At 71.6% G+C, this 26,980-nt stretch carries 27 protein-coding genes and 1 tRNA gene; 8 read left to right on the forward strand and 20 right to left on the reverse strand.

The genetic code is table 11. The features are described 5' to 3' along the window. Positions 1 to 20: 20 nt before the first annotated feature. Positions 21 to 1,100 carry a TRAP transporter substrate-binding protein gene (locus E2C06_RS13795; RefSeq protein WP_133289188.1) on the reverse strand — a complete coding sequence of 360 codons (1,080 nt, stop codon included), beginning with the start codon at positions 1,098 to 1,100 and terminating at the stop codon, positions 21 to 23. 188 nt (positions 1,101 to 1,288) lie between these two features. Here E2C06_RS13795 and E2C06_RS13800 point away from each other — a divergent pair, with 188 nt between their 5' ends. Beyond that, entirely contained in the window at positions 1,289 to 1,702 is a 414-nt protein-coding gene (locus E2C06_RS13800; protein ID WP_133289189.1) for a DUF4149 domain-containing protein, read from the forward strand. A 6-nt stretch (positions 1,703 to 1,708) separates the two neighbouring features. On the opposite strand, the gene E2C06_RS13805 is transcribed toward E2C06_RS13800, so the two are convergent. After that, positions 1,709 to 2,617 carry a LysR family transcriptional regulator gene (locus E2C06_RS13805; protein ID WP_133289190.1) on the reverse strand — a complete coding sequence of 303 codons (909 nt, stop codon included), beginning with the start codon at positions 2,615 to 2,617 and terminating at the stop codon, positions 1,709 to 1,711. Positions 2,618 to 2,716: 99 nt separating this feature from the next. Between E2C06_RS13805 and E2C06_RS13810 the strand changes: the two genes are divergently transcribed. After that, positions 2,717 to 3,700, forward strand: coding sequence for a tripartite tricarboxylate transporter substrate binding protein (locus tag E2C06_RS13810; protein ID WP_133289191.1), 984 nt, complete (start codon positions 2,717 to 2,719; stop codon positions 3,698 to 3,700). A gap of 9 nt (positions 3,701 to 3,709) precedes the next feature. Here the strand turns inward: E2C06_RS13810 and E2C06_RS13815 are convergent, their stop codons facing one another. Together E2C06_RS13815 and E2C06_RS13820 are read right to left on the reverse strand one after the other, a co-directional pair. After that, positions 3,710 to 4,357 carry a CoA transferase subunit B gene (locus E2C06_RS13815; protein WP_133289192.1) on the reverse strand — a complete coding sequence of 216 codons (648 nt, stop codon included), beginning with the start codon at positions 4,355 to 4,357 and terminating at the stop codon, positions 3,710 to 3,712. Between the two features lie 26 nt (positions 4,358 to 4,383). Further along, positions 4,384 to 5,112 carry a CoA transferase subunit A gene (locus tag E2C06_RS13820; protein WP_133289193.1) on the reverse strand — a complete coding sequence of 243 codons (729 nt, stop codon included), beginning with the start codon at positions 5,110 to 5,112 and terminating at the stop codon, positions 4,384 to 4,386. A gap of 139 nt (positions 5,113 to 5,251) precedes the next feature. Here E2C06_RS13820 and E2C06_RS13825 point away from each other — a divergent pair. Both E2C06_RS13825 and E2C06_RS13830 read left to right on the forward strand, forming a co-directional pair. Then, a tRNA-Ala gene (locus tag E2C06_RS13825) sits at positions 5,252 to 5,327 on the forward strand. A gap of 97 nt (positions 5,328 to 5,424) precedes the next feature. Beyond that, positions 5,425 to 5,760 carry a hypothetical protein gene (locus E2C06_RS13830; RefSeq protein WP_133289194.1) on the forward strand — a complete coding sequence of 112 codons (336 nt, stop codon included), beginning with the start codon at positions 5,425 to 5,427 and terminating at the stop codon, positions 5,758 to 5,760. On the opposite strand, the gene E2C06_RS13835 is transcribed toward E2C06_RS13830, so the two are convergent. The 8 genes from E2C06_RS13835 to E2C06_RS13870 form a co-directional block, all read right to left on the reverse strand. Next, positions 5,736 to 6,104, reverse strand: coding sequence for a hypothetical protein (locus E2C06_RS13835; protein ID WP_133289195.1), 369 nt, complete (start codon positions 6,102 to 6,104; stop codon positions 5,736 to 5,738). The two genes, E2C06_RS13830 and E2C06_RS13835, sit on opposite strands and share 25 nt — an antisense overlap. 91 nt (positions 6,105 to 6,195) lie before the next feature. After that, positions 6,196 to 8,082 (reverse strand): potassium transporter Kup, encoded by a 1,887-nt coding sequence (locus tag E2C06_RS13840; RefSeq protein ID WP_241671276.1) that lies wholly within the window; start codon positions 8,080 to 8,082, stop codon positions 6,196 to 6,198. A gap of 91 nt (positions 8,083 to 8,173) precedes the next feature. Then, a complete protein-coding gene (locus tag E2C06_RS13845) occupies positions 8,174 to 8,959 on the reverse strand; it encodes an amino acid ABC transporter ATP-binding protein (protein WP_133289196.1) in 786 nt (261 codons plus the stop codon). 12 nt (positions 8,960 to 8,971) lie between these two features. Further along, positions 8,972 to 10,105 (reverse strand): amino acid ABC transporter permease, encoded by a 1,134-nt coding sequence (locus E2C06_RS13850; RefSeq protein ID WP_133289197.1) that lies wholly within the window; start codon positions 10,103 to 10,105, stop codon positions 8,972 to 8,974. A gap of 86 nt (positions 10,106 to 10,191) precedes the next feature. After that, positions 10,192 to 11,394 carry an amino acid ABC transporter permease gene (locus tag E2C06_RS13855; protein WP_133289198.1) on the reverse strand — a complete coding sequence of 401 codons (1,203 nt, stop codon included), beginning with the start codon at positions 11,392 to 11,394 and terminating at the stop codon, positions 10,192 to 10,194. Positions 11,395 to 11,461: 67 nt separating this feature from the next. Further along, the gene (locus E2C06_RS13860; protein ID WP_133289199.1) at positions 11,462 to 12,508 is read right to left on the reverse strand and encodes an amino acid ABC transporter substrate-binding protein; all 1,047 of its coding nucleotides are present in this window, start codon (positions 12,506 to 12,508) and stop codon (positions 11,462 to 11,464) included. A 574-nt stretch (positions 12,509 to 13,082) separates the two neighbouring features. Further along, positions 13,083 to 13,706, reverse strand: a complete 624-nt coding sequence (locus E2C06_RS13865) for a histidine kinase dimerization/phospho-acceptor domain-containing protein (protein WP_133289200.1) — start codon at positions 13,704 to 13,706, stop codon at positions 13,083 to 13,085. A gap of 113 nt (positions 13,707 to 13,819) precedes the next feature. Continuing rightward, positions 13,820 to 15,691, reverse strand: coding sequence for a transglycosylase domain-containing protein (locus E2C06_RS13870; RefSeq protein ID WP_133289201.1), 1,872 nt, complete (start codon positions 15,689 to 15,691; stop codon positions 13,820 to 13,822). 130 nt (positions 15,692 to 15,821) lie between these two features. On the opposite strand from E2C06_RS13870, the gene E2C06_RS13875 reads away from it, so the two are divergent. Together E2C06_RS13875 and E2C06_RS13880 are read left to right on the forward strand one after the other, a co-directional pair. After that, complete coding sequence (locus E2C06_RS13875; RefSeq protein ID WP_133289202.1) at positions 15,822 to 17,165, forward strand: hypothetical protein; 1,344 nt, start codon at positions 15,822 to 15,824, stop codon at positions 17,163 to 17,165. A gap of 90 nt (positions 17,166 to 17,255) precedes the next feature. Beyond that, entirely contained in the window at positions 17,256 to 18,965 is a 1,710-nt protein-coding gene (locus tag E2C06_RS13880) for a GMC family oxidoreductase (RefSeq protein WP_133289203.1), read from the forward strand. 5 nt (positions 18,966 to 18,970) lie between these two features. Here E2C06_RS13880 and E2C06_RS13885 read toward each other — a convergent pair whose 3' ends face one another. Further along, complete coding sequence (locus E2C06_RS13885) at positions 18,971 to 19,291, reverse strand: hypothetical protein (protein ID WP_133289204.1); 321 nt, start codon at positions 19,289 to 19,291, stop codon at positions 18,971 to 18,973. Between the two features lie 71 nt (positions 19,292 to 19,362). Between E2C06_RS13885 and E2C06_RS37565 the strand changes: the two genes are divergently transcribed. Beyond that, the gene (locus E2C06_RS37565; protein ID WP_165982380.1) at positions 19,363 to 19,530 is read left to right on the forward strand and encodes a hypothetical protein; all 168 of its coding nucleotides are present in this window, start codon (positions 19,363 to 19,365) and stop codon (positions 19,528 to 19,530) included. Between the two features lie 133 nt (positions 19,531 to 19,663). On the opposite strand, the gene ptsP is transcribed toward E2C06_RS37565, so the two are convergent. Genes ptsP through E2C06_RS13910 form a run of 5 tightly spaced genes read right to left on the reverse strand, consistent with a single transcriptional unit; the run spans position 19,664 to position 23,789 of the window. Continuing rightward, complete coding sequence (gene ptsP, locus E2C06_RS13890) at positions 19,664 to 21,550, reverse strand: phosphoenolpyruvate--protein phosphotransferase (RefSeq protein ID WP_133289205.1); 1,887 nt, start codon at positions 21,548 to 21,550, stop codon at positions 19,664 to 19,666. Continuing rightward, entirely contained in the window at positions 21,540 to 21,809 is a 270-nt protein-coding gene (locus tag E2C06_RS13895; protein WP_133289240.1) for an HPr family phosphocarrier protein, read from the reverse strand. Before E2C06_RS13895 ends, ptsP begins: the two co-directional genes overlap by 11 nt. 59 nt (positions 21,810 to 21,868) lie before the next feature. Continuing rightward, the gene (locus E2C06_RS13900; RefSeq protein WP_133289206.1) at positions 21,869 to 22,309 is read right to left on the reverse strand and encodes a PTS sugar transporter subunit IIA; all 441 of its coding nucleotides are present in this window, start codon (positions 22,307 to 22,309) and stop codon (positions 21,869 to 21,871) included. Further along, on the reverse strand, positions 22,306 to 23,331 hold the full coding sequence (gene rapZ, locus E2C06_RS13905) for an RNase adapter RapZ (RefSeq protein WP_133289207.1): 1,026 nt from the start codon (positions 23,329 to 23,331) through the stop codon (positions 22,306 to 22,308). Before rapZ ends, E2C06_RS13900 begins: the two co-directional genes overlap by 4 nt. Next, complete coding sequence (locus E2C06_RS13910; protein ID WP_133289208.1) at positions 23,328 to 23,789, reverse strand: HPr kinase/phosphorylase; 462 nt, start codon at positions 23,787 to 23,789, stop codon at positions 23,328 to 23,330. Before E2C06_RS13910 ends, rapZ begins: the two co-directional genes overlap by 4 nt. A 105-nt stretch (positions 23,790 to 23,894) precedes the next feature. Here E2C06_RS13910 and E2C06_RS13915 point away from each other — a divergent pair, with 105 nt between their 5' ends. After that, the gene (locus E2C06_RS13915) at positions 23,895 to 24,836 is read left to right on the forward strand and encodes a threonine/serine dehydratase (protein ID WP_133289209.1); all 942 of its coding nucleotides are present in this window, start codon (positions 23,895 to 23,897) and stop codon (positions 24,834 to 24,836) included. Between the two features lie 44 nt (positions 24,837 to 24,880). Here the strand turns inward: E2C06_RS13915 and E2C06_RS13920 are convergent, their stop codons facing one another. Together E2C06_RS13920 and E2C06_RS13925 are read right to left on the reverse strand one after the other, a co-directional pair. Further along, positions 24,881 to 25,684, reverse strand: coding sequence for an undecaprenyl-diphosphate phosphatase (locus tag E2C06_RS13920; protein WP_133289210.1), 804 nt, complete (start codon positions 25,682 to 25,684; stop codon positions 24,881 to 24,883). Positions 25,685 to 25,879: 195 nt separating this feature from the next. Further along, positions 25,880 to 26,974, reverse strand: a complete 1,095-nt coding sequence (locus E2C06_RS13925) for a TRAP transporter substrate-binding protein (RefSeq protein WP_133289211.1) — start codon at positions 26,972 to 26,974, stop codon at positions 25,880 to 25,882. Between the last annotated feature and the right edge of the window lie 6 nt (positions 26,975 to 26,980).

Genomic DNA, 26,980 nt, shown 5'->3' on the forward strand with positions numbered 1-26,980 from the left:
AGTCGGGGCCGCGAGCCTTCCTACCGGTTCATCGCCACGGCGAGGAAATTCGCCATGGAATCCTCGGAGACCCGGAACCACTGCGCCTGTTCCTGGCGGTGCTTCTCCCAGTGGTCCCAGACGCGGCGGAAGCGCGGGTTCTGCTCGGCGATCTCGCCGTACAGGTCCTGGGTCGCCTTGTAGGCGCCGAGCAGGATTTCCCGCGAATAGGGCCGGAGCTGGGTGCCGGTGGCGAGCAACCGCTTCATCGCCGGCGGGTTCAGCTCGTCGAACCGCGCCATGGACCAGTGCCAGACCTCGGCGCCCGCGGTCTCCATCGCCTGCCTGTAGTGCGCCGGCAGGGTGTCCCAGGCCTTCAGGTTCACCATGATGTCGGTCGAGGGCGCGTATTCCCACCAGCCCGGGTAGTAGTAGAACTTGGCGATGCGGCTGAAGCCGAGCTTCTCGTCGTCGTAGGGGCCGATGTACTCGGCGGCGTCCACCACGCCGCGCTCCAGCGCCGGGTAGATGTCGCCGGGCGCCAGCTGCTGCGCCACCACGCCGAGCTTGGTCATCACCGCCCCGGCCAGGCCGGCGATGCGCATCTTCAGCCCCTTCATGTCCTCCAGCGTGCGGATCTCGCGCCGGAACCAACCGCCCATCTGCGCCCCCGTGTTGGTCGCCGGGATCGCCCAGACGCCCTGGTCGGCATAAACCTCGCGCATCACCTCGCGGCCACCGCCCAGGTGCAGCCAGGACCACATCTGCCGGCTGCTGGGACCGAAGGGCACCGCGGTGCCGAAGGCCAGCGCCGGGTCCTTGCCGTAGTAGAAGAGCGCCGGGGTGAAGCCGCACTCGACCGAGCCCTGGCCGACCGAATCCATCACCTGCAGCGCCGGGACGATCTCGCCCGGGCCGAAGGGGGTGATCTGGAAGGCGCCGTCGGTCAGCTCCTGCACCCGCCTGCAGAACAGCTCGTGCGCGGCCCAGAGCGTGTCGACCGATTTGGGAAAGCTGCCGGGGCAGCGCCAGCGGATCCGCGGCTGGGCACTGGCGAGGCGGGGTGCGGCCAGGCTGCCGGCGCCGGCCAGGCTGCCGGCGACGATGAAGCGTCTTTGCATGGTTGTTACCTCCCTGCGCCGTCGCCGGCGCGAAGGCAGGGTGCGGGGGCCGCGCCAACGGCGGCAACCGAATTCGTAACATCGGCAGGGAGCAGCATGTTGCGGTTGATGCGGCGGCGGCGTGATCGCCGCGCCGTCGCTGGCGCGCCGCATTGCGCCGCGGTGCCGCAGCCCCATCTGGCACCGGCATGATCCTCTCCGGCATCGCCCTCTTCGCCACCGCCCTGCTGCTGGGCGGCATGGTCTTCTTCGCGGTCGCCATCGCGCCGCTGGTCTTCACCCGGCTGCCGCCCGAATGGGCCGGGCGCTTCATTCGCCAGGTCTTCCCGATCTACTACCTTTGGGTGCTCGGCCTTTCGGCCGCCGCGGCCGTGGCACTGCTGCCCCTGCGCGGCTGGGACGCGCTGGCGATGGCCGCCGTCGCCGCGCTGGGCGTCTGGCTGCGGCAGGGGCTGATGCCGCGGATCAACCGGCTCTCGGATGCGGCGCAGGCCGGGGATGCGGCGGCGAAGCCCCGGTTCGACGCGGCGCACCGGCTGAGCGTGGCGCTCAACGCGGTGCAGATCCTGGCGGCGCTGGTGGTGCTGCTGCGCTTCGCCTGAACCGCTTCAGTCCCGCGCCTTGCGCGCTTCCTGCCGGACCAGCGCCAGGAAGTTGCGCGCCGCGGCGGAGCCGCCGTCGCGCCGCGCGACGATCGCCAGCACCGCGCGCGGCACCGCCTCCCCGGCCAGCTTCCGGTAGGCCAGGCCCTCCAGCGCGACGCGGCGGGTGGAGGCGGGGACGAGCGTGACGCCGAGCCCGGCCGCCACCAGGCTGAGCGCCGAGGTGACGCGCGGCGCCTCCTGCCCGAGCCGCGGGCTGAAGCCGGCCGCCAGGCAGCCGGCCAGCATCGCCTCGAACAGCGCGGGGCCCTGCTGCCGGGCATAGGCGATGAAGGTCTCGCCCGCGAGCGCGGCGAGCGTCAGGGCGGGCCCGGCCTCCGCGGCCAGAGGGTGGCCGGCCGGCAGCGCCGCGACCATCGGCTCCTCCAGCAGCCGGTGCAGCACAAGCCCTTCCGGCAGCGCCGCCTCGGCGCGGAAGAAGGCGATGTCGAGCCGTCCGTCCTGCAGCCGCTCCACCAGCTCGGCCCGCAGGCATTCCTCGAGCGTCAGGGTGACCAGGGGCCAGGCCTCCCGGAAGCTCCGGATCACGCCGGGCACGAAGGGGTGGAAGGGCGCGGTGGGCGGCACGCCGACGGCAAGCCGGCCCTGCTCGCCGGCCGCGATCCGCCGCGCCGTCGCCGTCGCCGCGGCGAGCCGGGCGAGGATCGCCTGCGCCTCGCCGAGGAAGGCGAGCCCCGCCTCGGTCGGCTCCACCCCGCGCGGCCGGCGGCGCAGGAGCTGGACGCCGAGCTCGGCTTCCAGCGCCCGGATCTGCTGGCTCAGCGGCGGCTGCTGCATGCCCAGCCGCTCGGCGGCCCGGGTGACGTGCCGCTCCTCGGCGACGGCGACGAAGTAGCGGAGGTGCCGGAGTTCCATGCCATATCCGCCGCATATGGATTTCGCTGCGGGCCGATGATGGTCCGAATGCCTGGGCCGATCCATCCTGCCGGCCAGCCCCACCGGAGATCCGCCGCCATGGAGCCGACCCGCCGCCTGCTGCTTGCCGCCGCCCTGCCCCTGGCAGCCCTCCCCCTGGCCGCCCTTCCCCTGGCAGCCCGGGCGGAGGCCTGGCCCGCCCGCCCGGTCCGGCTGCTGACCGGCTTCGCCCCCGGCGGGCCGATGGACATCGTCGGCCGGCTCATGGCCGGCTGGCTCGGCGGGGTGCTCGGCCAGCCCGTGCTGGTGGAGAACCGGCCGGGCGCCGGCGGCAACCTGGCGACGGAGGCCGTGGCCCAGGCGGCGCCGGACGGCCATGTGCTGCTGCTCTGCGGCCCGGTGAACGCCATCAACATGGCGCTCTACCCGCAGCTGCCCTTCGACTTCGGGCGCGACATCGCCCCTGTCGCCGGCATCGCCCGGGTGCCGCTGGTCATGCTGGTCCACCCCGGCGTGCCGGCCGCGACAGCGGCGGAGCTCATCGCCCTGGCGCGGGCCCGGCCCGGGCAGCTCGCCATGGCCTCGTCCGGCAACGGCACGCCGCAGCACCTGGCGGGCGCGCTGTTCCAGCAGGCATCCGGCGCCGCGTTGCTGCACGTGCCCTATCGCGGCTCCGGCCCGGCGCTGGCCGACCTGGTGGCGGGGCGGGTGCAGGTGATGTTCGATGCCCTGCCCTCCGCCATCGGCCATGTCCGGGGCGGGCGGCTGCAGGCGCTGGCGGTGACCACTGCCGAGCCGGCGGGGGCGCTGCCCGAGCTGCCGACACTGGCCGCGACGCTGCCGGGCTACGAGGCGAGCTCCTGGTATGCCATCGGCGCCCCGCGCGGGACGCCGGCGGAGACCGTGGCGCGGCTGAACCAGGCGGTCGGGGCCGGCCTGGCCGACCCGGGAGTTGCGGCGCGGCTGGCGGAGCTCGGCGCCACGCCCATGCCGCTCCCGCCGGCCGAGCTCGGCGACCTGTTCGCCGCCGAGCTGGCGCGGTGGGGGCGGGTGATCCGGGAGGCGCGGATCACCCTCGACTGAGGCGCCCGGTCAGTTCCGCAGGGCGGTGGTGAAGCCGGCCTCGGTCTTCGCCGTGACCTCCTCGAGCGTCACCTCGGGCGCCAGCTCGACCAGCCGCAGGTCGGTCTCGCCGCGGCGGGCGAGCTCGAAGACCGCGAGCTCGGTGATCACCATGTCGACCACCCGGGCGCCGGTCAGCGGCAGGTTGCAGGCCTTGAGCAGCTTCGGCTTGCCTCCGGCGGTGTGCTCCATCAGCACCACGACCTTCTTTACCCCGGCGACCAGGTCCATCGCCCCGCCCATCCCCTTCACCATCTTGCCGGGGATCATCCAGTTGGCGAGGTCGCCGTTCTCGGCCACCTGCAGCGCGCCGAGGATCGACAGGTCGATATGCCCGCCGCGGATCATGGCGAAGCTGTCGGCGGAGGAGAAATAGCTGCTGGTCGGCAGGGCGGTGATGGTCTGCTTGCCGGCATTGATCAGGTCCGGGTCCTCCTCGCCCTCATAGGGGAAGGGGCCGAGGCCGAGCATGCCGTTCTCGCTCTGCAGCTGCACGTTGAAGCCGGCGGGGACGTGGTTCGCCACCAGCGTCGGGATGCCGATGCCGAGGTTCACGTAGAAGCCGTCCTGCAGCTCGCGCGCGGCGCGGGCGGCCATCTGGTCACGGGTCCAGGCCATGTTTCCGTTCCTTCGCTGACCAGGGGTTACGCCACGCCGCCGGCTGCGGCCGGCTCGCGCCTGCGGACGGTGCGCTGCTCGATCCGCTTCTCGTAGCCCGGCGGGCACTGGACCATGCGCTTCACGTAGACGCCGGGGGTGACGATGTGGTCGGGGTCGAGCTCGCCCGGCTTCACCAGGTGCTCGACCTGCGCGACCGTCACCTTGGCCGCGGTCGCCATCATCGGGTTGAAGTTCCGCGCGGTCTTCCGGTAGATCAGGTTGCCCTCGGCATCGCCCATATAGGCATGGACGATGGCGAGGTCGGCGACGATGCCCCGCTCCTGCACATAGGTCTCGCCGTCGAACTCGGCCGTCGGCTTGCCCTTGGCGACCTCGGTGCCGACGCCGGTCTTGGTGTAGAAGGCCGGGATGCCGGCGCCGCCGGCGCGGATCCGCTCGGCCAGCGTGCCCTGCGGGTTGAACTCGATCTCGAGTTCCCCGGCCAGGAACTGCTCGGCGAAGGTCTTGTTCTCGCCGACATAGCTGCTGATCATCTTGCGCACCTGCCGGGTCTTCAGCAGCAGGCCGAGCCCCGCGTCGTCGATGCCGGCATTGTTCGAGACGATGGTGAGGTCGCGCACCCCGCTGTCGCGGATCGCCTCGATCAGCAGGGACGGGATGCCGCAGAGGCCGAAGCCGCCGGAATGGATCATCATGCCGTCGCGCAGCAGGCCCGCGAGGGCTGCCTTCGCGTCCGGAAACACCTTGCCCATGCGCACCTCTCCTGGTTTCGGCCGAACCGCCGGGGGGGCAAACTAGTCACGCGGGGGCTGCTGCGAAAGTCCCTGCAAAAGAGGCCCCGGGCCCCTTGCAGACCCGCCGGGCCAGGGTTAAAAGCCGCCTCCTTCCTGGGGGGCCATAGCTCAGTTGGGAGAGCGCTTGAATGGCATTCAAGAGGTCGTCGGTTCGATCCCGATTGGCTCCACCAGTTCACCGAAAGGCCTGACCGCGGAAGCGGCCAGGCCTTTTGCGTATCAGGGGATCTGATCCCAGGCCCGGCCCGGCAGAGCGGCGCCTGATCGGCGGTGCAGCAGTACGACCCGTTGCTGGCCGCGCGGATGGCGCCGCTGCGGGCCGGCGCGGCGCCGGCAGCGCTGCAGCCCGGCGGGCATCTGGTAAAGGCGGTGACGGCGGGGACCCGTCCCGGCTTCGGCCGCTGGCTGGCGCTCGGGGGCCGCGCCGCCCCGCCGCCCAGCCAGGCGACGGTCGAGGCCGCGCCGCTGGCCGCAGGCTTCATCCTGCACGTGACGGAACCGCTCGGCGCCCGGCCGGCGGCGGCGGCCGAGGCTAGGTTGCGCCTGCTGCGCGGGGCCGTCGCAGGGCTGGCGGCCGGCGGTCAGGCCACCGAGACGACGCGGTAGGAGAATTCGGTCCCGTCCGGCTCGCGGATGGTCACGTATTCCCCGGGGCGCAGCTGCCCGGCATTGCGGATCGTGGCATGCAGTGGCGCGTCCGCCGCCTCGCCCGGGGCGGGGAAGAGCCGGATGGACCAGCTTTCGGTATCGGGGTCGAACAGCATGTCGCCGTCGCGGGCCGGGCCGCCGGGCCAGATGCGCCGGGCATGCCAGGGCTTCGGGTCGGCCAGCCAGGCCTCGACGTCCAGGTGCCCACCCGGGGTCAGCGCCACGGCAATCTCGTAGCGGTGGTTGGGGCTGCCCTGCGGGAAGCCGGGGCCAGCCGCCACGACCAGCGTCACCATCGGCATCCCGTCGCAATCCCCCCCATGCCGTCGCGCCGCCAGCCGGCGGACTGCGGACCATCGAACTGCCGGAGCAACGCTCGCGGACCGCGGCGGTTCAGATCGCCACGCGGACGCCCAGTTCCACCACCCGGTCGGACGGGATGCGGAAGAACTCGGTCGCCGGGACGGCATTGCGCGACATCAGGGTGAAGAGCCATTGCCGCCAGTGCGACATCTTCGGCACCACGGCGGCCACCAGCGTCTCCCGGCCGAGGAAGTAGCTGGCCTGCATGGCCTCGTAGGGCACGCCGTCCTGCTTCAGTGCCTCCAGCTCGCGCGGGATGTGCGGGCTTTCCTGGAAGCCGTAGCGCAGGATCACCCGGTAGATGGCGGGCGCCAGTTCCGTCACCTCCCGCCGCCGGTCGGGACCGACCTGGGGGATGTCCTCGTTCAGGACGGTGACGAAGATCACGCGCTCATGCAGGACCTTGTTGTGCTTCAGGTTGTGCAGCAGCGCGCCGGGGACGTAGTCGGCCTGGCCGGTCATGAAGATGGCGATGCCGGGGACGCGGATGGTGCGGCTCTGCGGCAGCCGGGCCAGGAAGGACTTCAGCGGCAGGCTGTCCTGCCGGAAGCGGGAGAAGAGCAGGTCCCGCCCGCGCTTCCAGGTATGCATCAGGATGAAGAGCCCGGCGCCGAGCACCAGCGGGACGTAGCCGCCTTCCGGGATCTTCAGCACGTTGGAGGCGAAGAAGGCCGCGTCGATCATCAGCAGCGGCACGAAAACCAGGGCGACCAGCGCCGCCGGCCAGCGGAACTGCCGGCGGAAGACCAGGATCGCCAGGGAGCTGGTGCAGACAAAGGTGCCGGTCACCGCGATGCCGTAGGCGGCCGCCAGGTTATCCGAGGTATGGAAGGACAGCACCAGCACCAGCACCCCGGCCAGCAGGGCGAAGTTGACCTGCGGCAGGTAGATCTGCCCCTCCTCGGTCTCCGATGTATGGTGCACCACCAGCCGCGGCAGGAAGCCGAGCTGGACGCATTGCCGGGCAATAGAAAAAGCACCCGATATCATCGACTGGGACGCGATGACCGTCGCCACGGTCGCCAGCACCACCAGCGGCAGCCGCAGCATCTCCGGCGCCAGCAGGAAGAAGGGGTTCTCGAGCGCGGCCGCGTCGCCGAGCAGCAGGGCGCCCTGGCCCATGTAGTTCAGCGCCAGCGCCGGCAGGACGTAGAAGGTCCAGGCGAGCTGGATGGGCCGGCGGCCGAAATGCCCCATGTCGGCATAGAGCGCCTCCGCCCCCGTCACCGACAGCACGACCGAGCCGAAGGCGATGAAGGCGGCCAGCTTGTAGTGGACGCAGAAGGTGATGGCGTGGTGCGGCGAGATGGCGCTCAGCACCTCGGGCTCGCGGACCACCTCGATCAGCCCGAGCAGGCCAAGCGAGCCGAACCAGAGCGCCATGACCGGGCCGAAGATCCGGCCGATGCTGTGGGTGCCGCGGTACTGCACCAGGAAGAGCGCGATCAGGATGACGACGGAGCCGGGGATGATCAGCGGGTCGAAGGCGGGGGAGATGACCTTCAGCCCCTCCATCGCCGAGAGCACCGAGATCGCCGGGGTGATGACGCCGTCGCCGAAGAACAGGCAGGCGCCGATGATGCCGAGCAGCATGACGATCTGCCGCGACCGGTCGCTGCCGGCGACCCGCTGGGCCAGGGCCATCAGCGCCAGGATGCCGCCTTCGCCCTTGTTGTCGGCCTTCAGGATGAAGGTCACGTACTTCACCGTGACCGTCAGGATCAGCGACCAGATGATGAGCGAGAGGATCCCGAGGATCTCCCAGCGCTCGATCCCGTCGGCGGAGAAATGCAGCAGCGCGGCGCGCAGCGCATAGAGCGGGCTGGTGCCGATGTCCCCGTAGACGACGCCGAGCACGCCGAGCAGCAGGGGAAGCGAGACCGCCTTGGCATGGGCGGCGGAGGGGGAGGCGGTCAAGCGGGCGCTCCGGGGGGAGGACGGCGCGAAGGCTTAGGCTTCCGCCTGTGGCCTTGCAAGGCTGCCGTCCCCGGCGCTTCCCGGGACGGGGTCAGTGCCCCCGCAGGATCTGGCTGAGGAAGAGCTGCAGCCGCTCGGTCTGCGGGTTCTCGAAGACCTGGGTCGGGGTGCCCATCTCGACGATCTCGCCGCGGTCCATGAAGACGACGCGGTCGGCGACGGTCCGGGCGAAGCCCATCTCGTGCGTCACGCAGATCATGGTCATGCCGTCCTCGGCCAGGCTGACCATGGTATCCAGCACCTCCTTGATCATCTCCGGGTCGAGCGCCGAGGTGGGCTCGTCGAACAGCATGATCTTCGGCTTCATGCAGAGCGCCCGGGCGATGGCGACGCGCTGCTGCTGCCCGCCGGAAAGCTGGCCGGGATACTTCTTCGCCTGTTCCGGGATACGGACCCGGGCCAGGTATTCCATCGCCAGCTCCTCCGCCTGCTTCTTCGGCATGCGGCGGACCCAGATCGGCGCCAGGGTGCAGTTCTCGAGGATCGTCAGGTGCGGGAAGAGGTTGAAGGACTGGAAGACCATGCCGACCTCGCGGCGGATGTCGTCCAGCGCCTTGACGTCGTCCGACAGCTCGATGCCGTTGACGACGATGCGGCCTTCCTGGTGCGTCTCCAGCCGGTTGATGCAGCGGATGGTGGTGGACTTGCCGGACCCGGACGGGCCGCAGATCACCACGCGTTCGCCGAGCGCCACGTTCAGCGACACGTCGCGCAGCACGTGCAGGGCGCCGAACCACTTGTTGACCTTGTCCAGCAGGATGGCCGGCGGGGCATCCGTGCGGGCGCGGGAGGCGACGTGTTCCAGGGTCTCGCTCATCGTGTATCCCCTTCAGCGCGCGCGGTGGCGGTTCAGCTCCGCCTCCAGGCCCTGGCTGTATTTCGACATGGCGAAGCAGAAGACGAAGTAGATGGCGCCGACCGTCAGGTAGACCTCGATGCCGAAGCCCTGCCAGGCCGGTTCGATGATCGCGGTCTTGCCGGCGGTCAGCAGGTCGAAGATGCCGATGATGAGGACGAGGCTGGTATCCTTGAAGAAGCCGATGAAGGTGTTCACCAGCGGCGGGATCACCATCCGCAACGCCTGGGGGAGGATGATGAAGCCGGTCTTCTGCCAGTAGGACAGGCCGAGCGCGTCGGCCGCCTCGTACTGGCCCTTCGACAGCGACTGCAGGCCGCCGCGGACGACCTCGGCCAGGTAGGCGCCGGCGAAGAGGATGATGGCGAGCTGGGCGCGCAGCAGCTTGTCGATGTTCATCCCCTCCGGCAGGAAGAGCGGGAACATCACGCTGGCCATGAACAACAGCGAGATCAGCGGCACGCCGCGGATCAGCTCGACGTAAAGGACGCAGAGCGCCTTGATCGCCGGCAGGGAGGACCGCCGCCCGAGTGCCACGACGATCGCCAGCGGGAAGGCGAAGGCGAGCCCGAAGGTCGCCAGGATCAGGGTGATGACAAGGCCGCCCCAGCGTTCCTGCGGCACGTAGGTGAGGCCGGCGACGCCGCCCCACATCAGCACGCCGATCAGCGTCAGCACGCCAATCCAGACCAAGGCCAGCTCCTTGCGCCAGAAGCGCCGCATCGCCGAGACGATGTAGAGCCCGACGAAGAGCAGGACGCAGAGCGCGGGGCGCCAGTGTTCCTCATACGGGTAGGTGCCGAACAGGATGAAGCGGTGCTTCTCCGTGATCACCGCCCAGCAGGCGCCAATCCCGCGCAGGTCGCGGCAGGCCTGGGTCTGGTTGTCCGGCACCGACCAGACGGCGTTGACGATGCCCCATTCGACGAAGCCAATCGCCCAGCGCACCAGGAAATAGGCCACCACCAGCGTGACCGCGGTGTTGATCCAGGAGGAGAAGAGGTTGGCCCGCAGCCAGGCCGGCAGCCCGATCTGGCTGGCCGGCGGGGTGCGCGGCGCGGCCTTGGGCACCTTGGCGGCGGCGGTGTCCAGCGTGATGTCGCTCATGGCTCAGCGCTCCACCAAGGCGATTTCAGCAGCGTGGCTGGCCCTCGGGCCAGCGAGGGCAAACGACGACAATGCGCGCATCACCGTCACCTCTCCACCAGCGCGATGCGCGCGTTGTACCAGTTCATGAAGAACGAGATCGACAGGCTGATGGTGAGGTACACCAGCATGATGATGGCGATGCCCTCGATCGCCTGGCCCGTCTGGTTCAGCGTGGTATTGGCGATCGAGACGATGTCCTGGTAGCCGATCGCCACCGCCAGCGAGCTGTTCTTGGTGATGTTGAGGTACTGGCTGGTCATCGGCGGGACGATCACCCTGAGCGCCTGGGGCAGCACGATCTGCCGCAGCACCTGACCGGGATGCAGGCCCAAGGCCTGCGCCGCCTCCCACTGCCCGCCCGGGACCGCGAGGATGCCGGCGCGGACGATCTCGGCGATGAAGCCGGCGGTGTAGAGCGTCAGGCCCAGCAGCAGGGCAAAGTATTCCGGCGACATGTTCAGGCCGCCCCGGAAGTTGAAGCCGCGCAGCGCCGGCCAGTCCACCACCCAGGGCGCGCCGAGCGCCGCCCAGACCGCGACCGGCAGCACCAGCATGGCGCCCACCGCCACCGGCCAGACCGCGCGCGGCCGGCCGTCCTGCATCCGCTTGGCGATCGCCGCGCGGCGGTACAGCCAGGTGCCGGCGGCGCCGAGCAGGAAGGCGATCAGGGCGAAGGAATGCGCGTCCTGCCATTCGATCCAGGGCAGCTTGAGCCCGCGGTTGGACAGGAAGACGCCCTGCACCGGGTTCAGCGCCTGGCGCGGCCCGGGCAGGCCCTGCAGCAGCGCGTACCAGAACAGCAGCTGCAGCAGCAGCGGCAGGTCGCGGATGACCTCGACGTAGACCGCGGCGATCTTGGCCAGCAGCCAGTTCTTCGACAGCCGGGCGATGCCGATCACGGTGCCGAGGATGGTCGCCAGGACGATGCCGACCACGGCGACCTTCAGCGTGTTCAGCAGGCCGACGGTCAGCGCCCGCAGGTAGGTGTCGGTCGGGCTGTACTCGATCAGGCTCTCGGCGATCGGCAGCCCGGCTTCGCGGCCGAGGAAGCCGAAGCCGGTGGCGATGCGCCGGACCTCGAGGTTGTGGACGGTATTCGACCAGAGCCACCAGACGATGGCGCCGATGACGCCGACGACCAGCACCTGCCAGACGATGGCGCGCACGCGTTCGTCCGACCAGGACAGGCGCAGCGGCCGCCTGGGCGGGGCCCGCAGCGACCTCGGGTCGATGGTGGTCTGCGACATGGCGCGCCCTTCTGTCCTGGTCAGGCTTCTCGGATGCGGGGCCGGCGCGGGCCGGCCCCGCAGGCTCTCAGCGGAACGGCGGCGAGTATTGCAGCCCGCCGGTGGTCCAGAGCGCGTTCGGCCCGCGCTGGATGCCGATCGGCTTCAGGGTGCGGTCGAACAGCTCCCCGTAGTTGCCCACCGCCTTGACGACGTTGACCGCCCAGAGCTCGGGCAGGCCGAGCATCGGGCCGAGCCCGCCATCCTTGCTGAACATGCGCTTCACCTCGGGCCGCGGGTCGTTCGCCATCTTGTCCACGTTGGCCTGGGTGACGCCGAACTCCTCGGCACTCAGCAGCAGGAAGTGGGTCCAGCGGACGACATCGGCGAAGCGGGCATCGCCCTGCCGCACGCCGAGGGCCAGCGGCTCCTTGCTGATGACCTCGGGCAGGATCAGGTGGTCGTCCGGCTTCGGCTGGGCCGAGCGGGTGGCGGCAAGGCCGGAGACGTCGGTGGTATAGGCGTCGCAGCGGCCGGAGATGTAGGCGCCGACGATCTCCTCGAGCCGCTCGATCACGACCGGGGTGAACTTGATCCTGTTGGCGCGCGACCAGTCGCTCAGGTTCTGCTCGGTCGTGGTGCCGGGCTGCACGCAGATCGTCGCGCCTTCCAGCTCCTTGGCCGACTTCACGCCGAGGCTGGTCTTCACCATGAAGCCCTGGCCGTCGAAGAAGTTGGTCGCGGCGAAGTCGAGGCCGAGCGAGGTGTCGCGCGACAGCGTCCAGGTGGTGTTGCGGGACAGCACGTCCACCTCGCCCGACTGCAGCGCGGTGAAGCGCACCTGCGCCGTGGTCGGGACGAAGCGCACCTTGGTCGCGTCGCCGAAGATGGCGGCGGCGATGGCGCGGCAATATTCGGCATCGAAGCCGCGCCAGACGCCCTGGCTGTCCGGCTGGGCGAAGCCGGCGAGGCCGGTATTCACGCCGCAGACCAGCTGGCCGCGCGACTTGACCGCATCGAAGGTATTGGCGGCGCCGGCCGGCGCCTGCGCCCGGGCAAGCCCGGGCAGGACGAGGCCGAGGCCGAGCGCCACGGTGCCGAGGGCGCGCGCGAAGGAAAGCCCGAAGGGCTGCATATAGTGTTGTCTCCCGTTCCTGCCGCCTTGGGCGGCTGTCCCTGTTGGTTCTGTCCAGCAAATGCTGCGCCAGCAGGGCCGGGGAACGCAATGCGGCATTGCCCCGCTGCGTCCCCGGCCCCGCCGGGACCAACGCCGATAGCAGAGCGCGGGGCGCATGCGAAGCAGGCCGCAGAACCGGGGGTTTGGCCAGGGGTGCGCGGGAAACCGGGTGCGAGGGAAACAGGCGGGCCCTGCCCAAAGCCGGGGCGGTGCAGGCGCTTCGCCGTCGTCCGGGCCAGGGCGGCATGCCGGGTGTCCGGTCCGGCAGGCCGTCCCGGCCTGCCGCCTGCAGGACGGGTCGATGCCTTCGGGGGGCCGCCCTGCGGCGGCCTGCGCTACCGCGGCCTGCGTTCAGACATGACCGCGGCGCCGCCGTAGCATCTTGTTGTCAGGGCGGATCCCGGCGTCCACGCTCTCCCGCCCTCCGCGCTAGAGCAGATCCCGATCAGGTGGGATCACCTGATCGGGTGAAGATGCTCTGAACACAATGACCTAGAGCATTGGCCGTGAACGCATGTGAGCGGAAAATGCTTTAGCCGGGCGGGACGTGCCGCGGCAGGCGGAGCCGCAGCCCGGTCCCCTCCGCCGCCGCCGACCCGCCAGCGGCGCGGAAGGCCTCGGCCACCGCCTCCAGCGCGGGCGGGGCCGGGCCGGCGGGCAGGGCCAGCGTCAGCTGCCCGCCATCCGCCTCGGCCGCCACGGTCAGCGTCAGCGCCAGGCCGCGCGGCTGGGTCTCGGCGATCTGCGCCGCCAGGGCCAGCAGCGCCTCCTCCAGCGCGGTGCGTTCCAGCAGCACCGGCGGGTCGGCATCGGCCAGGGTGACGGAGAGCGCGCCGGGACCGGACAGGATCATCTGCAGCAGCGGCTGCAGCGCCGCCAGCGCCTCGCTCAGCCGGATCGGCGCGACTTCCCCGGCCGGGCGGCGGATGAAGGCCAGGATGGCGCGGCTGGTGCCCTCGAAGCGGCGGGCGGCTTCCTCCACCCGGCCGAGCTGGCGTTGCGGCGCGCCCTCGGCCGCGCTGCGCTTCAGCATCTCGAGGTTGGCGAAGATCACGGTCAGCAGGTTGTTGATGTCGTGCTGCACGGTGCGCGCCAGCCTGGCGGCCGCCATGCCCCGCTCCGCCTTGCGCCGCAGCGCCTGGTCCTCCGACTGCATCGTCCGGTCCCGCCCCTGGCCCCAGGTCCATCTACCACGTGGCATCTAACGCGTCGCGGCGCGACCGGCACCCACGCGTGGCGCGGAATTCCTGCCGGATTGCGACACCGGGATTATAATCCGGACTCCGTGATGTCGTGGAAGAGCCGCGCCGGCAGGCTGCCGCCGCTGACGCTGTCCATCGGCCGCGCATCGTCGTTGCCGAGCCAGATGCCGACCACGCTGCCGCCGCCGGCAGCACCGCCGCCGGTGAGGCCGATGAACCAGGCGTCGCGGAAATCCTGGGTGGTGCCGGTCTTGCCGGCCACGCTGCGGCCCCCGACGGCAGCGGCCCGGCCGGTGCCGTGCGACACGGCCGCTTCCAGCATCCGCCGCATCGCCGCCGCGTCCTCCGCCGCGATCGCCCGCCGCGGCGCCGCGCGCGGGACCGGCAGGGCGGCGCCGGTCGCCTGCGCGCCGGCGATGCCGAAGGGCGTGATCCGCATCCCGCCATTGGCGAAGCCGGCATAGGCCGCAGTCAGGTCCAGCAGCGTCACTTCCCCGGTGCCGAGGGCGATCGAGGCGTCGTTCGGGAAGCGGCCGTCGAGCCCGAGGCGCCGCGCTGCCTCGGCCGCCGCGCGCGGGCCGCCGGCGCGGAACAGCACCCGGACGGCCGCGGTGTTCACCGACTGCGCCAGGGCTTCCTCCATGCTGATCTCGCCCCGCGGCTTCCAGGTGCCGTTGCCGGGCGACCAGCCGCCGAGGCTGAGCGGCGCGTCGGAGACGTCGTCCTCGGGCCGCATGCCCTTCTCGAGCGCCGCCAGGAAGACGAAGGGCTTGAAGGCGGAGCCGGGCTGGCGCCGGGCGGCGGTCGCGCGGTTGAACTGGCTGGCGCGGAAGTCCCGCCCGCCGGCCATGGCGCGGATCGCACCCGTATTCGCGTCCAGCACCACCACGGCGCCCTGGCTGACTCCGGCCCGCGCCCCGGGCCCGGCCAGCAGCGCCTCGAGCCGAGCCTCCACCACCGCCTGCAGCTTCGCGCTCAGTGTCGCCCGCAGCACCAGGTCGGCATTGCCGGGAAAGGTCTCGGCCAGGTCCTCGAGCGCCCAGTCGGCGAACCAGCCGGCCTGGCGGGAGGCCGGCGGCGGGATCCGCATGCGGCCGAGCTCGGCCTCCATCTGCGCCTTGGTGATGGCGCCGGTCTCGACCATCGCCTCCAGCACCTCGGAGGCGCGGGCGACGGCGAGGTCGGGCGAGGCGCGGGGGTTCAGCCGCGACGGCGCCTTCGGCAGCCCGGCCAGCATCGCCGCCTGCCAAAGGTTCACCCGCCGCGCCGGGACGCCGAAGAAGAGCCGCGCCGCGGCATCGACCCCATAGGCTCCGGCGCCGAGATAAACCCGGTTGAGATAGATCTCGAGCAGCTGGTCCTTGCCGAAGCGGCGCTCCAGCCACAGCGCCAGCAGGGCTTCCTGCACCTTGCGGCGGGTGGTGCGCTCGGTCGTCAGGAAAAGGTTCTTGGCGAGCTGCTGGGTCAGGGTGGAGCCGCCCTGCACCACCTCCCCCGCCCTCCAGTTGGCGAGTGCGGCGCGCGCCAGGCCGATCGGGTCGATCCCCCAATGGCTGCGGAAGCGGCGGTCCTCCACCGCCATCAGGGCGGCGGGCAGGGTGGGCGGCAGGTCGCGCAGCCGCACCGTTTCCCCATAGAGGTCGCCCTGGGTCGCCAGCATGGCGCCGTCGGCCGAGAGCAGGGTGACCGAGGGGCGGCGGGTGGCGGCCGGGATGCCGTCCACCCGCGGCAGGTCCCAGGCGAAGAAGAGCAGCAGCAGGAACAGCGCGATCGCGCCCCAGACCAGCCCCTGCACCAGCCAGCCCAGCAGCGATCGGCCACGGCGGCGCGGCGGCCGGGCGGCATCGGGGCGGGGAGGTGCGACTGGTGCCGGACGCGGCGACCGCGGCGCCGCGGGGGCGGCGGGGCGGCGCGCGCGGGCGGGCTGGGCCGGCGGCATGTGCGCCACAGCATAGGATGCAAGGACGTCGGGCGCCAATGCTTCGGCGATCGACCCGGACGGTGGAACCGGCGGAGCGATCCGATCGAGCGGCATGCAGGACGCCGGCGTCGTACACGGGGAGGCTGCCATGTCGGGCACCGCAACAGCACCCGCCCAGCCCTCGGGCACGGCCGCTCAGCAGATCCTGGAGTTGCAGGCGGCTGGCCGCATCCTGCGCGCGTACCTCGCCCGCCACCCCAATCCGCAGGTGCCCTGCGGCACCGGACTGCCGCTCGGCGGGTCCGGGCCCGACATCCTGAACCAGGGCGCCGCCGCGATCCTCGCCAATGCCGGCCTGGAGCGCGACCTGGTGGCGACCGTCGAATGCCTGAGCCGGGCCGCCTTCCCTGCCACCGTCGAGACGATCCGAGTCACCCGCGACTTCATGGCCACGGGCCCGGCCGCGACGCCCGGGGCAAGGCGCACGCGGCGGTGCCTGCGCGTCGGCGTCGGCGGCGTCGTGGTGCTTCTGGTGGTGGCGATGCTGCTGTCGATCCTGCTCCTCATGGGGCTCGACGACGGTCGCCGCACGGTCGGACAGCTGGACGCGCTGCGCCTGGAACTGGCCACCGCCTATGGCGACCTGGCCAAGCTCAATTTGAAGACCGACTGGGTCGTCGTGCAGGGCAAGGGCGGCAAGCCCGTAGCCTTGGAGGCGCCGGCCGCTGCCGGCGACGCCCCGGCCGCTCCGGATGCGCCGGTCTTCGTGCCTTACTGCGACCCTCCAACGCTCGACGAAGACACCAAGGGGGAAGACAAGGAGGCACTGGCGTCCTACCCGACGAACGCGCAGTGGCGCCGTGCCAGGACGCAACAGGCGGAGCAGAGCTGCAGCCACCTAGCCCAGCTGAAGCTGCGGGAGGAACTCGTCTTCACCCGCCTGGCCGCCTGGAACTGCCAGATGCTGTTCTTCAATCCGTTCGACCTGCTCTCGGCGACCCGGCCCAAGCAGGACGCGGCCTCCGGCAAGCCCGTTCCCGCCTATTGCGCCTGGCCGCCGGTCGAGCTGCACAAGACCTTGAGCCTGAAAGACTGGTCCCGGACCGAGCTGCGCACCATTGCCAGCATGGCGATGATCAGTGGCTACATCCTGCCGGTGCTGCTGGGGGGCATCGGCGGCTGCGTCTACGTGCTGCGGCGGATCGCCGACCGGGTCGCCACCCACACCCTGGCCATGAACGACGGCAAGCACGGGCTCATGCGCGTGATGCTCGCGGCCACGCTCGGCGGATTGCTCGGGCTGGTGTTCGGCACGGACGTGCCGGTGCACCTCGGTGGCTTCAGCCTCTCGCTTGCTGCCTGGGCCTTCTTCCTCGGCTATTCGCTGGAAGCGGTGCTCCGTCAGCTCGATGCCGCCATAGGCGCCATCATCAGCAAGCTCCAGCCGCAGGCGCCCCCGCCGAAGGCGCCGCCCGGCGGGCAGCCGCCCTGAGGTGGTGATCCATGCCGCCGGCCGGCCGCTTGGGCGTCTTGCGCCGCGCATGCTAGGGATTCCCCAGGGACGACGTTCGAGGGGAAACGCGTGGACTACAGCCACATCATCGTCGGCGGCGGCTCCGCCGGCTCGGTGCTCGCCAACCGGCTCTCGGCGCGGTCCGCCAACCGCGTGCTGCTGCTGGAAGCCGGGCAGGACACGCCGCCGGGCCAGGTGCCGAAGGAGATCGAGGACACCTATCCCGGCACCGCCTATTTCGACCCGCGCTTCCACTGGACGAAGCTCAAGGTCCGCACCCAGGTCGTCTCCCACAACAACCCCGACGCCGCCCCGCCGCCGCTGCGCAAGTACGAGCAGGCGCGGGTGCTCGGCGGCGGGTCCTCGATCAACGGGCAGATGGCCAATCGCGGCGCGCCGACCGATTTCGACGAGTGGGAGGCGCGCGGCGCCGCCGGCTGGAACTGGGACGGCGTGCTGCCCTTCTTCAAGAAGGTCGAGCACGACCTCGACTTCGCCGATGAGTGGCACGGCCGGGAGGGCCACATCACCGTCACCCGCATCCCGGCCGAGCGCTGGTGCGACCACACCAAGGCCGCCGGCGAGGCCTTCCGCCTGGCCGGCTTCAAGTACCTGCCCGACCAGAACGGCAGGTTCGAGGACGGCTACTTTCCTGTCACCGCCTCGATCGACGGCAGGAAGCGGGTCTCGGCCGCGGTCGGCTACCTGAACGCGCAGGTGCGGGCGCGGGAGAACCTGACCATCTCGACCGAGACCCAGGTCAGTGGCCTGCTCTTCGAGGGCAACCGCTGCGTCGGCGTCTCCGCCATGGTGAAGGGGCAGCCGCGGGAGTTCCGCGGGGCAGAGGTGATCCTCTCCTCCGGCGCCATCCATTCGCCGGCCATCCTGCTGCGCAACGGGATCGGGCCCGTCGGCCACCTGCGGGAGATGGGAATCGAGGTGCGCTCGGCGCTGCCCGGCGTCGGCCAGCGGCTGATGGACCATCCGTCCATCTCGCTGTCCTCCTTCATTCGCCGCCCGGCGCGGCTGACGGATGCGCATTCGCGCCGGCACATCCTGCTGGGACTGCGCTATTCGTCGGGGCTGCCGGAGACGCCGAAGGGCGACATGTTCGTCGCCGTCGCCAGCAAGTCGGCCTGGCACGCGGTGGGGCAGCAGGTCGCCTCGCTGCTCGCCTTCGTCAACAAGACCTACTCCGAGGCCGGGCAGGTGCGGCTGGCCTCCACCGACTGGCAGGAGGAGCCGGTGGTGGAGTTCAACCTGCTGTCCGACCGCCGCGACCTGGACCGGCTGATGAGCGGCTTCCGCATGCTGGCGGCGATGCAGCTCTCCGCCCCGCTGGCCGCGGTGACCACCGACCCCTTCCCGGCGGCCTATAGCGACAAGGTCCGCGCCATCGGCGTGGTGAACGAACGGAACCGCTGGCTGACCAAGGCAGTGGCGGCCCTGCTCGACGGGCCGCCGGCGCTGCGCAGCTGGATCATCGACCGCTACGTGGTGGAGGGCTTCACCTTCCGCCAGGTGATGGAGGACGAGGAGGCGCTGGAGGCCTTCATCCGCAAGGCGACGATCGGCGTCTGGCATGCCAGCTGTTCCTGCCGGATGGGGCGGGACGACGACCCGATGGCGGTGGTGGACAACCAGGGCCGGGTGCGCGGGATGGAGGGGCTGCGGGTGGTCGATGCCTCGATCTTCCCGGTGGTGCCGTGTGCGAACACCAACTTCCCGGTGCTGATGACGGCGGAGAAGATCGCCGACACGATGCTGGCGGGGGGGTAGGCCGGCTACGTCTCGCGGAAGGCGATGGCGTTGCGCAGCGCATGGGCGATCTGCTCCATGCGCCGCTCGAAGCCCGCCGACGCCTGTGGCCGGCCTTCCTGTTCCGCGCCGATCACCCCGCGGAGCATCGAGCCCTCCAGCTGGGTCGCCATCTCCTCCATGGCGGCCAGCGCGGCCGGGGTGCCGCCACCGCCGATCGCCGCGCGCAGCACCGCGATCTCGCCGAAGGCCGAGGCCAGCGCGGTTTCCAGCGCAACGATCTCGCCGCGCAATTCGTCCAGCTCGTCCTTGGCCATGCCGTGCCCGTCGCCGAGGGTGTGGTGCATCCTGCGCGGAAGCCTGCCGCGCTTCCAGGCGCCGCGACGCAACGACGGCCGCCGCGGTACGTTTCCCCGGCATGGCAAACCCCTGGACGAAGAAGAACCCTTTCCTCAGCCTCTGGCTCAGCGCCGCCAATGCCTGGGGCGGGGCGGCGCGCGGGGCGATGACGGCGGCGGCGAAGCGGCAGATGGCGGCCGGGGTGAAGGCGGCGGCCCGGCCGAAGCCGCCGGCCCGGAAGCGCTGACCGCAGCGGCCCCGGGGCCGACCCGGTGCCGGCCGCCGGCCGTCGAGACGGGCGCCGCAGCGGAACCGGCCCAACCATGGTTGCGGCCTTCGACCGCACCGGGACTGCGGGCCGGGCGCAGCGGCGCAGGGCCCTACGGCTTCTCCGTCCCGAAGCCCATGACCAGCTCATGGATCCGCGCCGGGTCCGACTGCTCCATCACCCGCCGGGCGAAGCGGGCGCAGTCGGAAATGTCGAGCGACCGCACCGCCTGCTTGACGCGGGGGATCGCGCTGGCATTCATCGACAGCGAACGGATGCCGAGGCCGAGCAGCAGCGGCACCAGCCGCGGGTTGCCCGCCATCTCGCCGCAGACCGAGACCGGCATGCGCAGCCGCAGCGCGGCCTCCGTGGCGAATTGCATCAGCCGCAGCACCGCGGGGTGCAGCGGGTCGTACAGATGGCTGACCTCCGCCTCCGCCCGGTCCACTGCCAGGGTGTACATGGCGAGGTCGTTGGTGCCGATCGCAAAGAAATCAGCCTCCAGCGCGATGGCGTCCGCCGCCAGCGCGGCGCCCGGCGTCTCGATCATCACGCCGAGGTCGGGCAGCTTGTCCGGCAGGTGGACGCCCTTCCGCTTCAGCCGCTTGGCGACGCGCTCGTAGATTTCGCGCGCCTGCTTCACCTCGGACGGGTTGGTCACCATCGGCAGCAGGACACGGACCTGGCCGCGGTCGGCGACCCGCAGGATGGCGGCGAACTGCGCCTCCAGCAGCTCCGGCCGCTTCAGCAGCAGCCGGAGGCCGCGCAGCCCCAGCGCCGGGTTCGGCCCGGCATGGGTCGGCGCGATGCCCTCGCCCAGCGCCTCCATGTCCTTCTCGCCGCCCCAGTCGAGCACCCGGATGGTCACGGGGTCGCCGCCCATGGCCTCGAGGATCTGGGCATAGGCGTCAGTCTGCGCCTCCTCGCCCGGCAGGTCCTCGCGGTTCATGAAGAGGAACTCGGTGCGCAACAGGCCGATCCCCTGGGCGCCGGCCTGGGCGATCAGCGGCAGCTCGGCCGGGATCTCGAGGTTGGCCTGCAGCTCCACCGGCTCGCCGTCCGTGGTCACCGCCGGCAGGCGGCGCAGCTTGGCCAGCTTGGCGCGTTCCTTGGCGAAGGCGGTCAGGGCCTCCCTGCCCTTGTCCAGCGCCGCCTGGCCGGGACGCAGCACGATGGTGCCGGCCAAGCCGTCCAGCACCGCCTGGTCGCCGCGGGTGACGCTCTCGGTCAGCCCGACGCAGCCGAGCACCGAGGGGATGCCGAGCGCCCGCAGCATGATGGCGGTATGGCCGTCGGCGCCGCCCTCGGCGGTGGCGACCCCGGCGATGCGGGAGGGGTCGAGCAGCGCGGCATCCGCCGGCGTCAGCTCCTCCGCCACCAGGATGGCGCCTTCCGGCACCTCCTTCAGGCTGCGGAAGGGCGTCGCGGTCAGGTTGCGGGTGAGGCGGCGGGCGATCTCCCGCACCTCGTCGGCGCGGCGCTTGAGGCCGGCGCGGTCGTCGTCCTTGTTGGCCATGATCGCCGCGGCGATCGCCTCGGCCTCGTCCTGCACCGCGGTCTCGGCCGCCAGCAGGCCCTGCTCGATCCGCTTGCGGGCGCCGCGCAGCAGCCGGGAATTGCCCAGCATCAGCACATAGGCATCCAGCAGCGGCGCCAGCTCCTCCTGCGCCTCCTCGGGCAGGATGCCGAGCCGGGTCTTCAGCTTGTTCAGCTGCTTGCGCGACAGCGCGGTGGCATCCACCAGGCGCTGCCGCTCGGCCTCGACCTGCCCGGCCGGGATGGTCCGGCGGGGCGCCTCGGCGGGGATCTCGGTGGTGTCGTAGACCGGGCCGATGGCGATGCCGGGGGCAATGGGCAGGCCGCGGATCGCCTGTTCCTTGGTCTTCCGGGCGGATGGCTTGCGCGGCGCCTCCTGGCCGCGCTCGGCGGCGCGGTCGGGGGACTTGTCCGGCCCCTTCGCGCTCAGCCCCTCGGGCGCCTCGACCTTGTCATTCTTCATGGAAACCGGCCTCGACCAGGCCGGCCACCGCCTCGAGCGCCTCCTTGGCATCCCAGCCCTCGGCTTCGATCTCGACCGTGCTGCCCTTGCCGGCGCCCAGCATCATCAGCCCCATGATGGAGCAGGCCGGAACCTTCTGGCCCTCGCGGGAGACCTGGACGCAGGCGGAGAAGCGCTCCGCCAGGGTGACCAGCTTGGCGGCGGCGCGCGCATGCAGGCCGCGGCTGTTGGTGATGGTCAGCGTCTGCCGCAGCACCATCTCCCCCTCGCCGCAGCCGGGGGTGGTGGCGGCATCGATCGATTGGGTTGCGGTGTGGCTCACGGCTTGTTCCCTCCGGTGGCGCTGCCATTGACCCGCGCTATCCCGTTCGGGATGTCGCCGGCGGCGGCGATGTATTTGCGGCCGGCCGCGGCGGCGTGGTCGACCGCCTCGGCCAGGGGTTCGGACGAGCGGATCTTGGCCAGCTTGACCAGCAGCGGCAGGTTCACCCCGGCGATCACCTCGACCTGCTTCCGGTCGGCGATCGAGACCGCCAGGTTGCAGGGCGTGCCGCCCATGATGTCGGTCAGCACGACGACGCCGTCGCCCTGGTCGACCGCCGCGACGCTGTCGCGGATATCCTGCCGGCGCTGTTCCATGTCGTCGTCGGGACCGATGCAGACGGTGGCCACGGCCCGTTGCGGGCCGACCACATGTTCCATGGCGAGGCGGAGTTCATCCGCGAGGCGGCCATGGGTGACGAGAACCAATCCAATCATGGGGTGCGTGTCAGGGCCTCCCGACCCCCCGTCCCGGCCTGTGCTGCGGGGACGTCATCTCCGTCGGGGCCCTCCTCGGGCGCCGCGGTGCGGTGGCCGGGATCACCCGCCGGGTCCATCCCGGCAAGCTCCCGCTGGACAAGTTCCCGGTGCGTCACATCGGCGCGCCAGCCCGCGCCCCTGAGATGGGCGGCCAAGCGTTCGGCCACAAGGACCGAGCGGTGCTTGCCGCCGGTGCAGCCTAACGCGACCGTGAGGTACTTCTTGCCCTCCGCCACGTAGCGCGGCAAGAGCGGATCGATGAAGCCCACAAGCCGGGTCCAGAATCCCGGGAAATCCGGGTCGCCCTCGACATAGGCGGCGACCGGCGCGTCCCGCCCGGTCTGCGGCCGCAGCGCCGGGACGTAGTGCGGGTTGCGCAGGAAGCGGACGTCGAAGACCAGGTCGGCCTCGCGCGGCAGGCCCTTGGGGAAGCCGAAGGACATCACCTGGATCGAAAGGCCCGGCGTCCCCTCCGGCCGGAAGCGCTGCTCGATCATCTGGCGCAGGCTGGGCAGCGGCAGGTCTGAGGTATCGATCACCAGGTCCGCCGCCTCCCGCAGCGGGGTCAGCAGCGCCGATTCCCGGGTGATGCCGTCGATCACCCGGTTGCCGAGCGATCCGCCCGGCGCCAGCGGGTGGCGCCGCCGAGTCTCGGTGTAACGGCGCAGCAGGATGGCATCCTCGGCGGTCACGTAGACCAGGGTGACGGCGATGGCCGGGTTGCGGCGGAGGCGCGCCAGGGTGACCAGCGCCTGGGTCGGCACGAAGCCGCGGGTGCGGGTGTCGATGCCGGCGGCGATCGGCTCCTCGCCGTCCTCGACCAGTTCTTCAAGGACCTTCAGCGGCGGGTTGTCCACCGTCTCGAAGCCGAGGTCCTCCAGCACCCGGAGGATGGAGGCCTTGCCGGCGCCCGAAAGCCCGGTGACCAGCACCACCGGCCGGGCGCCGGGGGCATGCGGGCCGGGCTGCCCCTCGCTCATGCGCCCATCCGCGGTTCGAAGGCGCCGGCCTGCTGCCGGGCCAGGCCGAGCGCGGCGTCGAGCGCGAGGCCGAGCCGGGCGGTGGCCGAGGCGGCGAAGGCATCCAGCCGGATGACGGGCAGGGTGATCCCCGCCTCGGTCCAGCCCTCGGGCTCCGGCAGCCGGTCGATCGCCTCCCGCGGCACCAGCCGGGCGACCAGCCGCAGCGTCGCCGGGGCGGCGACCGCGAGGTCGCGGAAGATGCCGAGGCCCCGCACTTCCAGCATGCCGTGCAGCGCCGGCGGCGGCGCGGCGCGCAGCGTCTCAGCCTCGGCCGAAACCGCCACTTGGTCGTCGGCCACCAGCCGCCAGCCCCGGTCGATCAGGCGCAGCACGAGATCGGACTTTCCGGACCCCGGAGGGCCGAGCAGCAGCACGGCTTCCGCCTCACGGGCGACTGAACTGGCATGGAGCAGCATCCCGGTCGCCACCAAACAGGCGGCCGACCTTGGCAGAAACCCCCGGCGGTTCCAAGGGCACCCGCGGTTGCGTCGCAGCATCGGGCATGCCACCCCTGACCCATCATGTCGAGCCATCCCGACCAGGCGGCGATCCGTGCCGCTGCCCACCGTATCGCTCCCTACATCCGTCGCACGCCGCTGCTGCGCCTGGCCGGGGGCGATCTCGGCCTGCCGCAGGATATCGTATTGAAGCTGGAATTGCTGCAGGCCAGCGGTTCCTTCAAGCCGCGCGGCGCCTTCAACCGCATGCTTTCGCGCGAGTTGCCGCAAGCCGGCGTCATCGCGGCGTCCGGCGGCAATCACGGTGCCGCGGTCGCCTATGCCGCCCGCGCCCTGGGCGTCAGGGCGGAGATCTTCGTCCCCGAGATCACCGGCCCGGCCAAGCGGGCGCGGATCGAGGCCTATGGCGCCCGGCTGGTGGTGGGCGGGGAGGCCTACGACGCGGCCCGCCAGGCCAGCGAGGCGCGGGCGGCGGAGACCGGGGCGCTGCAGGTCCATGCCTATGACCAGCCGGAGGTGCTGGCGGGCCAGGGCACCGTGGCCATGGAACTCCAGGCCGATGCGCCGGGGCTGACGCATGTGCTGGTGGCAACCGGCGGTGGCGGCCTGATCGGCGGCATGGCCGCATGGTATGCCGGCAGCGGTGTAGGCGTGGTGAGCGTGGAGCCCGAGGGCTGCCCGACCCTGGCCACCGCGCTGCGGGAAGGCCGCCCGGTTCCGGCCCCGGTCGGCGGCCTGGCGGCCGACAGCCTGGGCGCCCGGCAGGTCGGCGCGCTGATGTTCGCGGTGGCCAGGGATCATGTGGCGAAGGCGGTGCTGGTGCCGGACGCCGCCATCCGCGCCGCCCAGCGCCTGCTGTGGGAGGCGGCGCGGCTGGTCGCCGAGCCGGGCGGGGCGACGGCGCTGGCCGCCCTGCTGTGCGGCGCCTGGGTGCCGCCGGCCGGGGCGCAGGTCGGCGTGCTGGTCTGCGGCGGCAATTGCGACCCGGGCAGCGTCGCCGGGTAGGGCGGAACGGCGCGGCCGCCCGGGAAGGCCCGGCCGCCCTGCCTTCAGCGCGACAGCAGGAAGGCCAGCATCACCACGCCGAGCACGATCCGGTACCAGCCGAAGGGCGTGAAGCCGATCCGCCCGATCACCGAGAGCACCCAGCGCACCGTCACCAGCGCCACGACGAAGGCGGCGACGAAGCCGACCGCGATCTGGCCGAGGCCCTCCAGCGCGATCTGGTCCCGGACCTTCAGCAGGCTGTAGGCGGTGGCCGCCAGCATGGTCGGGATGGCGAGCACGAAGCTGAACTCGGCCGCCGTCTTGCGCTCGACCCCCAGCAGCAGGGCGGTGATGATGGTGGCGCCGGACCGCGAGGTGCCGGGGATCATCGCCAGGGCCTGACCGAAGCCGATCAGCAGGGCCGGCACCGGGCCGATCTCCGGCACCGAGCGGATGCTCGGCACCTTCCGCAGCCGCTCGATCAGGATGATGGCGATGCCGCCCGCGATCAGCGTGGTGCAGACCACGTAGGGGCTGAACAGCCGCTCGGTGATCGTCTTGTGCAGGGTCGCGCCGATAACGGCGGCCGGCAGGAAGGCGAGCAGCAGGTTGGTGACGTAGAACCTTTCCCGCCCCGGCCGCCACATGCCGCGGGCCAGGCCGAGCAGCGTGTCGCGGAAGACCCAGATGACGGCGCAGATGGCGCCGAGCTGGATCGAGATCTCGAAGACCTTCCCGGGCGGTCCCTGGAAGCCGATCAGCTCGCCCAGCAGGATGAGGTGGCCGGTCGAGGAGATCGGCAGGAATTCGGTCAGCCCTTCAAGCACCCCCATGGCGAGGGCGGAGAGCAGCGCGGCGATGTCCATGAGGCGATGGGGTCCCGAAGGCAGGAGGCGCCCATGTACCGGAGCGCGGGGCGCGGCGTCCATCGCGCCGACGCCGCGCGCCCCTGCGTTCTTCGCGGGGCCGCCGTGCCGCCCCGGCCTTGACCGTTGCCGCGGCGCCCCTGCCACCCCGGGTCCTGCGGTCGCCGCGGCGGCTGCGCCGCCCCGGCTCGGTGGCTACCGCGGCGGCTGCGCCGCCGCGGGGAAGGCGAAGTTGTCGAAGCTGCTCTCGGCCACCCGGAACCACTGGTACTCCTCGTCCCGGTAGGCCTTGTACGACGCCCAGATCTTGCCAAAGCGCGGGTTCTTCGCCCCCATCTCGTCATAAAGGGCGTGCGCCTCCTTCCAGGCCGCCTGCATGATGTCGCGCGGCCAGAAGCGGAGCTGCGCGCCCGCCACCACCAGCCGCCGCAGCGCCTGCGGGTTCAGGTGGTCGTAGCGCGCCAGCATGTCGGCATTGGCCTCGCCGCAGGCGACCTCGATCGCCGCCTTGTAGGGGGCGGGCAGCGCCTCGAAGGCGGCCTGGTTGGTGATCAGGTGCAGGTGGGCGCCCGCCTCCCAGAAGCCCGGCGCATAGTAGTACTTCGCCACCCGCACGAAGCCGAGCTTCTCGTCGTCATGCGGCCCGACGAACTCCACGGCATCCAAGGTGCCGCGCTCGAGCGAGGGATAGATGTCGGCGGCCGCGATCTGCGTCGGCACCGCGCCCATGCGGCGGAAGATCTCGCCCGCCAGGCCGGCGACGCGGAACTTCAGCCCCTTGAGGTCGTCCACCGACTTGACCTCGTTGCGGAACCAGCCGCCCATCTGCGCGCCGGTGTCGCCGGCCGGGAAGCCGATGATGTTGTAGTCGCGCAGCAGCTCCGCCGCGAGCTCCCCGCCGCCGCCATGGCTCAGCCAGGCCAGGTTCTGCCGGGCGTTCAGGCCGAAGGGCAGGGCGGTGAAGAAGGCGAAGGAGGGGTCCTTGCCGGTGTAGTAGTAGACTGGGGTATGGCCGCCCTCGATCGTGCCGGCCTGCACCGCGTCCAGCACCTGCAGGCCGGGGACGATCTCGCCGGCCGCGAAGAAGCGGATCTGGAATTTGTTGTCGGTCAGCGCCGCCACCCGCTGGGTGATCCGCTCCCCGGTGCCGTAAAGGACATCGAGGTTGCGCGGGAAGGCGGAGGCGATGCGCCAGCGCACCTCCGGCGCCGATTGGGCGAGGGCGGGGGCGGCAAGGCCCGTGGCGGCAAGGCCGGCGCCCGCGGCGCCGAGAAGGATGCGACGGTGCATGGCTTA

It is taken from the genome of Dankookia rubra, assembly GCF_004355005.1.
In the GTDB taxonomy this organism is placed as follows: Bacteria; Pseudomonadota; Alphaproteobacteria; order Acetobacterales; family Acetobacteraceae; genus Paracraurococcus; species Paracraurococcus ruber_A.